The organism is Streptomyces sp. NPDC004788, assembly GCF_053601115.1.
Map to the genome: position 1 here is coordinate 1 of NZ_JBSGBF010000156.1, position 10,980 is coordinate 10,980.

11 protein-coding genes are annotated in these 10,980 nt (G+C 76.9%); 10 read left to right on the top strand and 1 reads right to left on the bottom strand.

Annotated elements, in window-relative coordinates:
- From ACWEJX_RS36265 to ACWEJX_RS36290, 6 genes are all read left to right on the top strand, one after another.
- Positions 1-517 (top strand): glycosyltransferase family 9 protein (locus ACWEJX_RS36265; protein WP_451611668.1); only part of this gene is annotated, 517 nt, incomplete at its 5' end.
- Positions 514-1,479 (top strand): glycosyltransferase, encoded by a 966-nt coding sequence (locus ACWEJX_RS36270; protein WP_451611669.1) that lies wholly within the window; start codon positions 514-516, stop codon positions 1,477-1,479. The genes ACWEJX_RS36265 and ACWEJX_RS36270, both read left to right, overlap by 4 nt.
- Positions 1,476-2,939 carry a glycosyltransferase gene (locus tag ACWEJX_RS36275; protein WP_451611670.1) on the top strand — a complete coding sequence of 488 codons (1,464 nt, stop codon included), beginning with the start codon at positions 1,476-1,478 and terminating at the stop codon, positions 2,937-2,939. Before ACWEJX_RS36270 ends, ACWEJX_RS36275 begins: the two co-directional genes overlap by 4 nt.
- A gap of 138 nt (positions 2,940-3,077) precedes the next feature.
- Positions 3,078-3,746, top strand: coding sequence for a D-sedoheptulose-7-phosphate isomerase (locus tag ACWEJX_RS36280; RefSeq protein WP_451611671.1), 669 nt, complete (start codon positions 3,078-3,080; stop codon positions 3,744-3,746).
- Entirely contained in the window at positions 3,743-5,200 is a 1,458-nt protein-coding gene (gene rfaE2, locus ACWEJX_RS36285; RefSeq protein WP_451611672.1) for a D-glycero-beta-D-manno-heptose 1-phosphate adenylyltransferase, read from the top strand. The genes ACWEJX_RS36280 and rfaE2 overlap by 4 nt, the downstream gene beginning before the upstream one ends.
- Positions 5,197-6,471: a glycosyltransferase family 9 protein gene (locus ACWEJX_RS36290; RefSeq protein ID WP_451611673.1), complete on the top strand. Its 1,275-nt coding sequence runs from the start codon at positions 5,197-5,199 to the stop codon at positions 6,469-6,471. The genes rfaE2 and ACWEJX_RS36290 overlap by 4 nt, the downstream gene beginning before the upstream one ends.
- Before the next feature lie 2 nt (positions 6,472-6,473).
- Here ACWEJX_RS36290 and ACWEJX_RS36295 read toward each other — a convergent pair whose 3' ends face one another.
- Entirely contained in the window at positions 6,474-8,039 is a 1,566-nt protein-coding gene (locus ACWEJX_RS36295; RefSeq protein ID WP_451611674.1) for an MFS transporter, read from the bottom strand.
- Between the two features lie 139 nt (positions 8,040-8,178).
- On the opposite strand from ACWEJX_RS36295, the gene ACWEJX_RS36300 reads away from it, so the two are divergent.
- From ACWEJX_RS36300 to ACWEJX_RS36315, 4 genes are all read left to right on the top strand, one after another.
- A complete protein-coding gene (locus ACWEJX_RS36300) occupies positions 8,179-8,931 on the top strand; it encodes an SDR family oxidoreductase (RefSeq protein WP_451611675.1) in 753 nt (250 codons plus the stop codon).
- A gap of 313 nt (positions 8,932-9,244) precedes the next feature.
- Complete coding sequence (locus ACWEJX_RS36305; RefSeq protein ID WP_451611676.1) at positions 9,245-9,445, top strand: hypothetical protein; 201 nt, start codon at positions 9,245-9,247, stop codon at positions 9,443-9,445.
- Positions 9,446-9,572: 127 nt separating this feature from the next.
- Complete coding sequence (locus ACWEJX_RS36310; protein WP_451611677.1) at positions 9,573-9,809, top strand: DUF6480 family protein; 237 nt, start codon at positions 9,573-9,575, stop codon at positions 9,807-9,809.
- Between the two features lie 39 nt (positions 9,810-9,848).
- The gene (locus ACWEJX_RS36315; protein ID WP_451611678.1) at positions 9,849-10,946 is read left to right on the top strand and encodes a glutamate--cysteine ligase; all 1,098 of its coding nucleotides are present in this window, start codon (positions 9,849-9,851) and stop codon (positions 10,944-10,946) included.
- Positions 10,947-10,980: the final 34 nt, after the last annotated feature.

The window sequence follows — 10,980 nt, forward strand, 5'->3', positions numbered from 1 at the left end:
GGGGGCCGCCCTGCACGCGGCCGGGCACCGGGTGGTGGTCACCGGGTCCGCCGCGGAGCAGGGCACGACCGCCCTGGTCGCCGGGCGTTACGGGATCGATCTCGGCGGAGCGACCACCGGCCTGCGCGGCCTTGCGAACGTCCTCGCCGGTGCCGGTGTCGTCGTCACCGGCAACACCGGACCCGCCCATCTGGCCGCGGCCGTGCGGACGCCGGTGGTGTGCCTGTTCGCGCCGGTCGTGCCGGCCGAGCGCTGGCGCCCGTACGGCGTCCCGCACGTGCTGCTGGGCGACCAGGGGGCCCCGTGCGCGCTGACCCGGGCCCGCGTCTGCCCCGTACGGGGGCATCCGTGTCTCGACGGGGTGGGCGACGACGAGGTGGTGGCGGCGGTGGCGAGCCTCCTGGCGCCCCGCACCACCGCGGGTGTCGGGGCCGGGGCCGGGGCCGGTACAGCCGCCGGTGCTGCTGCCGCCGCCGTTGCCGCGTCCGCGGGGGCGAGAGGAGCGATGAGCGCATGAACATCCTGCTGTGGCACGTCCACGGATCGTGGACCACGGCCTTCGTGCAGGGCCCGCACACCTACCTGGTCCCGGTCACCCCCGACCGCGGGCCCGACGGGCGGGGCCGCGCCCGGACGTTCTCCTGGCCCGCCTCCGTCGTCGAACTCACGCCGGACGCGCTTCGCGACGCCCCGGTCGACCTGGTCGTCCTGCAGCGCCTGCACGAGGAGGAGCTGGCGGCCCGCTGGCTGGGCGGCCGGCGGCCGGGCCGGGAGCTGCCCGCCGTGTACGTGGAGCACAACACGCCCCGCGGCGACGTGCCCCTGACCCGGCACCCCATGGCCGACCGCGCCGACCTCACGCTCGTCCACGTCACCCATTTCAACCGGCTGATGTGGGACAACGGCAGCACCAGGACCACCGTCGTCGAGCACGGCGTCGTCGACCCCGGCCACCAGTACACCGGCCGGCTGCCGCGCGCCGCCGTCGTCGTCAACGAGCCGGTGCGGCGCGGCCGTTTCGTCGGTACGGACCTGCTGCCCGCCCTCGCGCGGGAGCTGCCCCTCGACGTCTTCGGCATGCGGACCGAGGGGCTCGCCGCCCACCTGGGGCTGCCCGAGGACCGCTGCCGCGCCGAGGACCTCCCGCAGGCCCGGCTGCACGCCGCCATGGCGCGGCGCCGGCTGTACGTCCACCCCGTGCGCTGGACCTCGCTGGGCCTGTCCCTGATCGAGGCGATGCTCCTCGGCATGCCCGTCGTCGCCCTGGCGACCACGGAAGCCGTCGAGGCGGTTCCCGCCGGCGCCGGAACCCTCTCCACCCGCCCGGAGGAACTGGCCCGGGCGGCCCGCCACTATCTCGCCGACCCCGCCGCGGCCACGGCCGACGGCGCCCGGGGCCGCCAGGCGGCCCTCGAACACTACGGCCTCAAGCGCTTCCTGACCGACTGGGAGCACGTCATCGCGGAGGCACGCTCATGACTTACCTGCCCCGGACCACGCCCACATCGACCTCGACCCCGACCGCCGGCCCGACCTCGGCCGCGAGCCCTGCCCCGACCTCGGCCTCGACTTCGACCTCGGCCCCGAGCCCTACCTCGGCCCCGGCCCAGGCCCCGGCCCAGGCCCCGGCTCCGACCCGGGCTCCGACCCGGTCCCCGAGCTCCACCGCGACCCGAAGCCGTGCTCATACCGGCCGCGACCCGGCCGCGGACCCGGCGCGCCGGCTCGCCGTCGCCCTCGTCTCCGAGCACGCCAGCCCCCTCGCCGTCCTCGGCGGCGTCGACGCCGGCGGCCAGAACGTCCACGTCGCCCAGCTCGCCGGGGCGTTGGCCGACCTCGGTCACCAGGTGACCGTCTACACCCGGCGCGACGATCCCGCCCTTGACGTGGTCGTGCCGCTGCGGCCCGGCGTGCTCGTGCACCACGTGCCCGCCGGACCGCCGGAGCTCCTGCCCAAGGACCATCTCCTGCCGCACATGGCTCCGTTCGCGGACTACCTCGTCGAGCAGTGGCGCGACGAGCGTCCCGACGCGGTCCACGCCCACTTCTGGATGTCGGGCCTCGCCACGATGTGGGCGACGGAGCGGACCGGCATCCCGTTCCTGCACACGTACCACGCCCTCGGCACCGTGAAGCGCCGTCACCAGGGCGCCGCCGACACCAGCCCCGCCGCGCGCATCTCCTCGGAACGGCAGGTCGGGCTCGGCTGCGACCGGATCGTCGCCACCTGCCGGGACGAGGTCGAGGAACTGGCCCGCATGGGCATCCCCCGGGCGAAGACCGACATCGTGCCCTGCGGGGTGGACCCGACCGTGTTCCGGCCGGACGGTCCGGCCGCCGCCCGCGGCCCGTACCGTCACCGGCTGCTGCACCTGGGCCGGCTGGTGCCCCGCAAGGGTGCCGCCGTTTCCGTCGCGGCCCTCGCGCAGCTGCCCGACACCGAACTCGTCGTGGCGGGCGGGCCGGCGCCCGGCGAACTCGACGCCGACCCCGAGGTGCGGCGCCTGTGCGCCTTCGCCGAGGAGATCGGCGTCGCCGACCGGGTGCGCTTCACCGGCGCCGTGCCCCGGCCCGCCGTGCCCGCGCTGATGCGGAGCGCCGACGTCGTCCTGTGCCCGGCGGACTACGAGCCGTTCGGCATCGTGCCGCTGGAGGCCATGGCCTGCGGCCGCCCCGTGGTCGCGAGCGCCGTCGGCGGCCAGCTCGACTCGGTCGTCCACGGGGTGACCGGTCTGCACGTGCCGCCCGCGCAGCCCCGGCTGCTGGCCGCGGCCGTACGGCTACTGCTCGCCGATCCCGCCCTGCGCGCGCAGTACGGCAGGGCGGGACGGCGCCGGGTTCTCGACCGCTTCTCGTGGGCGCGCGTCGCGGCGGCCACGGAGGACTCGTACCGGGCGGTGCTGGCGGCGTCGCACGTGCCCTTCGCCGGAGCGCGCTGACGTTCGCGCCCGTACCGACGCCTGTCCCGCACCCTTTACGTTCCTGCACCCCCGTTGCGTACCGACGACGTGACGTCCCGGACGTCCCGACCGTGGAAGGAGGTGCGGCCCCGGCCCCCGGGCCACGGCCGACTCCTCATGAACGACACCCGGACCCACCTGGAGGCACGCCGGCACTGCCGGTCCCTGCTCCGCGCGGTCGAAAGCCTGGAGGGCGCCGAGCTGACCCGCCTCGCGCGCTGGGGTGGGCACCTCGCGGACGTCCTCACGGACGGGGGCCGGCTGCTCGCCGCCGGAAACGGCGGCAGCGCGGCCCAGGCCCAGCACCTCACGGCCGAGCTCGTCGGCCGATACCGCGACGAACGGCCCGCCTACTCGGCGCTCTCGCTGCACGCCGAGACGTCCAGCGTGACGGCCATCGGCAACGACTACGGATTCGAGGAGGTCTTCGCCCGCCAGGTGGCCGCGCACGGCCGGACCGGCGACGTCCTGATGCTGCTGTCGACCTCCGGACGCAGCCCCAATCTCCTCTCCGCCGCGGTGACGGCCCATGCGCGGGGGCTCGACGTGTGGGCGCTGACCGGACCCGTGCCCAATCCGCTGGCCGAGCTGGCGGACGACGCCGTGTGCGTCGACGCAGCGACCACCGCCACCGTGCAGGAGACGCATCTCGTCGTCGTCCACCTGCTGTGCGCGTTCTTCGACGCGTGCCGTGACGGGGCGGCCGGGGCGGCCGGGGCGGCGGCGCCCGCCGCGACCGCCCGCTACGACGCGCTGCCGGCCGCGGCCATCGGAGGGGCGCCGTGAGCCGGGGCCCGATCGTCGTCGTCGGCGACCTGCTGCTCGACGAGGACATCACGGGCACCGCCGACCGGCTGGCGCCGGACGCCCCGGCGCCCGTGGTCGACGTGACGGGCGTGCGGCGGCGGGCGGGCGGGGCGGGTCTCGCCGCCCTCCTCGCGGCCGGCCTCCTCACCCGCCCCGCCGACGAGGTCGTCCTCGTCGCCGCGGTCGGCACCGACGACGCCGGAGAGGCGGCCCGGCGGGCCCTGGGCAACCGGATCCGCGTCGTCGCGCTGCCCCTGGACGGCACCCTGCCGGTGAAGACCCGGGTCCTCGCGGGCGGGCGCCCCCTGGTCCGCCTCGACAGAGGCGGCGGACGCCCCGGAGCGCCCGACGCGGCGGTGCTCGCCGTGCTCCGTGCCGCGCGCGCCGTGCTCGTCTCGGACTACGGCCGCGGGACGCCCGACGTCCTCCGTCCGGCCCTCGCCGCCGCGGCCCGCCGGGTCCCTGTGGTCTGGGATCCCCATCCCCGGGGCGGGCCGCCCGTCCCCGGCACCCGGGTGGCGACCCCCAACGCCAAGGAGGCGGCGACCTTCGAGACGACGGTCGCAGGGGCGTCGCTGCGGGCCCATGCCGACCGGGGCGCGGCGCTCGCCGCGCGCTGGGGCGCCGCCCAGGTGGCGGTGACCCTCGGCGCCGACGGGGCGCTGCTGGCCCGGGCCGGCTCGACGGCTCCGCTGCTCGTACCCGCGCCGCAGGTCACCGGTGGGGACCCGTGCGGAGCGGGGGACTGCTTCGCGGCGGCGGTCGCGGTGGCGCTCGCGGACGGGGCCCTGCCGGAGGAGGCGGTGGAGCGAGCGGTCAAGGAGGCCGCCGCGTTCGTCGCCGCCGGAGGGGCCTCGGCCGTGCGGCTCGTCGCCGCGGACGAGAGCTCGGCCGTGAGGGACGCGGCGGCCGCCCCCGGCGCGGCGGTTCTCGGCGGCTCCGGGCCGGCCGACCGGCCGTCGGACGCCTTCGAGCTCGCCCGGCGCACCCGGGCGCGCGGTGGCACGGTGGTCGCCACCGGCGGTTGTTTCGACCTCCTCCACGCGGGTCACGTGGGGCTGCTCCAGCGGGCCGGACGCATCGGCGACTGCCTGATCGTCTGCGTGAACTCCGACGCCTCGGTCGCCCGGCTCAAGGGCCCCGGACGCCCGCTGACCGCCCTCGCGGACCGGATGAGGGTCCTGGAGGCGCTGGGCAGCGTGGACGCCGTCGTCGCGTTCGACGAGGACACCCCGGAGCAACTGCTCGACCGGCTGCGCCCCGACATATGGGTCAAGGGCGGCGACTACTCCTCCGACGACCTGCCCGAGACCAGGGCGCTCCGCCGGTGGGGCGGCCAGACCGTCGTCCTGCCCTACCTCGACGGCCACTCCACCACGTCCCTCGCCCACCGCGCCGCCCGCGCCGCGACCACCGCCCTCCCGGACCGATGACCTCCGCCCCGGGCCCCGCCGCCCCCGAGCCCCACGGCTCCCGCGCTCCCGCTCCCGGCCCGTACGGTGCCCTCGGCGGCGGGCGGCCCGTCGTGCTGGTGCTCCGGGCGCTCGGGCTGGGGGACCTGCTGACCGCGGTGCCGGCGTTGCGGGCGCTGCGGCGGGGGTTTCCGGGCCACGCGGTGGTGCTGGCCGCGCCCGCCGGGCTGGCGCCGGTGGCGCGGCGGCTGGGGTGTGTGGACCGGTTGGTGCCGGTCGCCGGGCGGGAGCGGGAGGTGCCTGCGGTGCTGCCGGAGGCGGTGGCGCGGCCCGCCCTCGCGGTGAACCTGCACGGGCGCGGGCCGGCCAGTCACCGGCTGCTCGCCGCGGCCGACCCGGAGCGGCTGTGGGCGTTCCGGCATCCGTCGGTGCCCGGGGTCAGGGGGCCGGCCTGGCTGCCGGACGAGCACGAGCGGCTGCGCTGGTGCCGGCTCTTGCGGTGGTACGGGCTCGCCGCCGATCCCGACGACCTGCGGATCGCGCCGCCCGGCGGCGCCACCGCGGAGGCCGGCGCCGCGGGGCCGGTGGTGTTGCATCCGGGGGCGCGGGCACCGGCACGGCGCTGGCCGGCGGAGCGGTTCGCCGCCGTGGCCCGGGAGGTGCGCCGGACGGGCCGGCCGGTGGTGGTGACGGCCGGTCCCGGCGAGGCGCCGCTCGCCCGGGCGGTCGCCGAGCAGGCCGGTCTGGCGCCGTCCGCGGTCGTGGGCGCGGAGCGCGCAGTGTCCTTCGACGAACTGTGCGCCCTGGTGGCCGCCGCCGACTGCGTCGTGGTCGGGGACACCGGGCTCGCCCACCTCGCCACGGCCCTGGGGACGCGTTCCGTGGTGCTCTGCGGGCCGGTGTCGCCGGCTCTGTGGGGGCCGCCGGCCGGCGGGCGGCACACAGCACTGTGGCATCCCGGTCGCGACGGCGACGGCGATGGCGACGGCGACGGCGATGGCGATGGCGACGGTGACGGTGACGGCGGGTTCGGCGACCGACCCGGCCTCGGACCTCGTGACGGACCCGACGAGGGACGCGACCACCGCCCCGGCGACGGACTTGGTGACGTGCCCGTCGACCGTTCCGGCGGCCGACCCGACGACGGTCATGGTGCCGGACCCGGCTACCGACCCGACGGCGGACAGCCGGGCGATCCGCACGCGGACCGGCCCGACCGCCGACTGCTGCGGATCACGGTCGACGAGGTCCTCGCGGAAGTGCTCCAGGTACCCCAGGGGGCCGTGCCGTGATCTCAGGCAGCGCTCTCCAGCGCGGGGCGGACGAGCCCCGCCGCTCCGACCGGGCCCGGCGCGGGGCGGACGTCGAGACCGGCCGCCCGCGCGGCCTGCCGGCGGCCGTGCAGCAGCCAGCCGCCGCTCACCGCGGCCGCGATCACGAGGCCGCCGGTCACGAGGGCGCCCCGCGCGCCCAGCAGTTCCATGAGCAGGCCGAGGGTGGGCGGCGCGACGAGCCCCCACAGGGTGCGGACGGTGTTCCACGCGCCGAGGACGCGGCCGCGCATCCGGGCCGGCGGATCGGTCTGCAGCAGCGTGCTCTGCGCGGTGTCGGTGACGGACTCGGCGACCGCCAGCGGCAGCGCGAGGACCACGAGGAACGCCGCCGACGGGGCGAACCCGGCGACCACCTGCAGCAGGGCGCCGCCCGCGGTGAGCAGCGCGACCATGCGCACGCGCGGGCTGCGCAGCCGGGCGCCGAGCACCGCGCCCACGATGCCGCCGACGGCGAGCGCCGAGGAGACCGCGCTGAAGGACGTGGCCGAGCCGGCCAGCGGGCCGGTGACCAGGACCGCCAGGGTCAGCGAGTAGTTCCGGCCGAAGAGGGCGCTGATCGCGTTGAGGCCGGCGAGGGCCACGAGCCGCGGGCGGCGCGCGAAGAACAGCAGCCCGCCCCGCACGCTCGTGTCCTCCGCGTTCGTGTGCGTGTTCGTGTCCGTGTCCGTGTCCGTGCCCGGGACACCCTTCGCGTCCGCTGCGCTCCGCGCGTCCCGCTCGCCCCGCGCGGGCTCCCGCTCCTGCGGCCTGACGAGGGCGAGGAAGGGGATCACCGACGCCACGAAGAAGAACGACACACCGTTGGCGACGTACGCCGCGGCCGTGCCCAGGGCCGCCACGGTGATTCCGGCCAGGGCGGCCCCGGCGAGCCGTCCGGCGCTGTGCACGAGCGAGCCGACGCCGATCGCGGACGGCACGTCGCGGGCGGGCACGAGGTCGTTGCCGAGCAGCGCGCAGGCCGGCCCGTCGACGGTGGCGATCAGACCGGTCACCACGGCGAGACCGAGCAGCACGGGCAGGCTCAGCCCGTCGGTCGCCACCAGGACCGCGGTGACCAGGGCCACGAGACCGAGCGCCACCTGCGAGAGCGCCGCCGTCGTCTTCCGCGGCCAGCGGTCGACGACCGCGCCGCCCAGCATGCCGACGAGCAGCCCCGGTGCGGCCTGCGCGGAGAGGGACAGACCCGCGGCGGCGGGGGAGCCGGTGATGTGGAGCACCAGCAGGTTCTGGACGGTCAGCTGCATCCAGGTGCCGGTGTTGGAGAGGAAGTGGGCGAACGCCCACCAGCGCATGCCGCGGTGCCGCAGCGAACGCCAGGGCGAACGGTCACCACGGCCGTCGGAGGCCCCGGGGCCGGAAGCCTCGGGGCGGGAGGGGGCGGGGGAATCGGACCGCAGCGGGGACGGGGACGGGGACGGGGACTTGGACCGGAACGGAACCGGAAGCGGAAGCGCACGGAAGGGAGGCACGGGATGCGAAGGGGGGTGGGGGAGGGGCGCGACGGCCCGGAGGGGGTCGCGGGCCATCGTGGCAGACGCGTCCCGAGAAGCACGGGTGTCCGGCCGCGCGCCCGCGCCCCCGCACCCTGCCCGGAACCCCAACTCATGTCCCCAGCCAGCGGGTTGGACTTCACGTGGGCTTGCTCACACGACCGAGGGAGACGAGATGGCGAAGAACAGCGCGTGGGAGATCGACATGGAAGGCCGGCAGGCGCTCGTCACCGGCGGAGCACGCGGGCTCGGCGCGGCGATCGTGGGCCGGCTCGCCCGGGCCGGCGCCGCCGTCCTGGTGGCCGACGTGCGTCAGGAACAGGCGAAGGAGCTGTGCGAGAGCCTGCTCGCCGAGGGCCTGCGCGCCCGGCCGGTCGGCCTGGACGTGCGCGACGCCGACGCGGTGGGCGAGCTGTTCGCCGACCTGGACGCGGCCGGCGGGGCCGTGGACGTCCTCGTGAACTGCGCGGCCGTCGACGTCACGAAGTCCGTGACCGAGCTCACCGCCGAGGAGATCACCCGGGTGATCACCACCGATCTGCTCGGGCCGATGTACCTGTGCCGTGAGGCACTGCGTCGGATGGCCGAGCGCGGCGACGGGCACATCGTGAACATCCTGTCGACGGCGGCCCTGCGCACCTGGACCGAGGCCGGCCCGTACGCGGCCGCGAAGACCGGTCTGCGGGCCTTCACGCACACCCTCTTCCAGGAGGCGCGCCGCGACTGCCCCGGGGTCGGCGTCACCGGTGTCGTCGCCGGCGGCATGGAGACGCCGTTCATCATGGAACGTTTCCCGGACACGGACACCGCGCTGCTGCAGAGCCCGGACGTCGTCGCCGACGCCGTGATGTACGCCCTGTCGGTGCCGGCCGGCAGCGCCGCCGCCGAGCTCGTCGTCGTACCGCGGCGCGAGGTGTCCTGGCCGTGAGCCCTGCAACCCCCTGTCCGCGAGCCCCGCAAACCACCTGGCCGTGGGCCCCTGCAGACCCGGATGCCCCCGCCCCCCCGCCTCCCGGGCCCCGGCGATCGCCGGGGCCCGGGAGGAGCGATGCACCCCTGCTCATCAGGTACGCGGTCGGCGTGCGACGCCCGCCCGACGGCGTCCGGCCGCCGGTCCGCCCCGGCGGGTGCCCCGTCCGCGACCGCGCGGCCGTCGCCGTCCGGGGCGCCGCTGGGCGAATGAAACCGCCCGGACCGGTCACACGCCTGCCGAAGCGCCCGTCGCACGACAGGAGGCCACCATGAGCAACCCCCAGGGGCCCGAACAGCGGCGCAGCGGCCGGGGTGCCGCCACGCCGCAGGACAGCGCCGCGCTGAAGGCGCGTCAGGCGCGGGAGCCCGGACGAGGCCGGAGCCGGGGCAAGCCGCACGGCACCGACAAGGGCGAGCGCGGCGGCGGCGAGGGCGGTGGAACCCCTCCCGAGCAGAAGGAAACGCACTGAGTCCACCGGGCCACCGGCCGGCCTGCGCCGGTGGCCCGGCCGCGTCCGGATACCGGGGGCGCGCCGGGGTACGCGCCCGGCAGGCCGCCGGCCGACCGGCCGGCCGCTCGTGCAGGAGGTGACCGTCATGACGACACCGAGCAATCCCGACCCCGATCCGCGCCGCGTCACGGGCCTCGAACCGGGCGGCGGCGTACCGCCGGGCGAGACACCGCCCGCGGAAGCCGGCACGGGCACGGAAACCGGGCCGCACCGCCCGCCGAAGCGGGGCTGGGCGACCGGTCCGCTCGCCGTCGTGCTGCTGATCGTGCTGCTCGTCGCCGCGTTCTTCCTCGTGTACGCGATCGTCCTGGCCGCGGGCTGATCGGCCGACGGGGCAGTACGGGACGGGAGGGGACGGGCGATGCGCACCATCGGAGTCGAGGAGGAGCTGCTGCTGGTCGACGCGCGCACGGGCGCGCCGCTGGCCGCGTCCGCCGCGGTCATCGCCTCGGCCGCGCTCCGGGACACCGGAGCGGACGTCTTCACCAAGGAACTGAACCAGGAGCAGCTGGAGTTCGCCACGAGTCCCCTGCGCGACATGGCGGAGCTGCGCGAGGAGATCGTCCGGTGGCGCGGCGAGGCGCGCGGCCGCGCCGAGTCGGCCGGCGCCCTCGTCGCCGCCCTGGCGACCTCGCCGCTCCCGGTGGAGCCCTCGGTCACCGCGGGGCCCCGCTACCGGTGGATGACCGACCAGTTCGGGCTCACCTCCTGGGAGCAGCTGACCTGCGGCTGCCACGTCCATGTGTCCGTGGAGTCCGACGCGGAGGGAGTCGGCGTCCTCGACCGGATCCGGCCCTGGCTGGCCCTGCTGAACGCGCTCAGCGGGAACTCGCCGTTCTGGCAGGGCCGGGACACCGGATACAGCAGCTACCGCAGCCAGGTGTGGAACCGCTGGCCGTCGGCCGGGCCGTACGAGCCGTTCGGCGGCCCGGCGCAGTACCACCGGCGGGTCGAGGACATGCTGGCGACGGGCGTGCTGCGCGACCCGGGCATGGTCTACTTCGACGCCCGGCTCTCGCACAGCTACCCCACCGTCGAGATCAGGGTCGCCGACGTCTGCCTGGAGGCCGACACCACCGTGCTCGTCGCCACCCTCGCCCGCGCCCTGGTGGAGACCGCCGCCCGCGACTGGCATCACGGCGAGCCGACGCCCGAGGTCTCCACCGCGCTGCTGCGGCTCGCCTCCTGGCGCGGCGCACGCTCCGGGCTGCGCGGCCCGCTGATCGAGCCGGTCTCGATGCGGCCCGCCTCGCCCGAGGCGGCGTTCGCCGCGCTGCTCCGGCACACCGAGGACGCGCTGCGGGCCTCGGGCGACCTCGAACGCGCCCGTCGGGGCGTCGCCGCGCACCTGGAGCGCGGCAACGGCGCGGACCGCCAGCGCGCCCTGCACGCCGAGGGGCTTTCCCTGGACGAGGTCGTCCGCGCCTGCGCCCGCATCACGACGGGCGAGGCGGCCTAGGGATCACGCCGGCCGAGGCGGCCCAGGGCCGGTC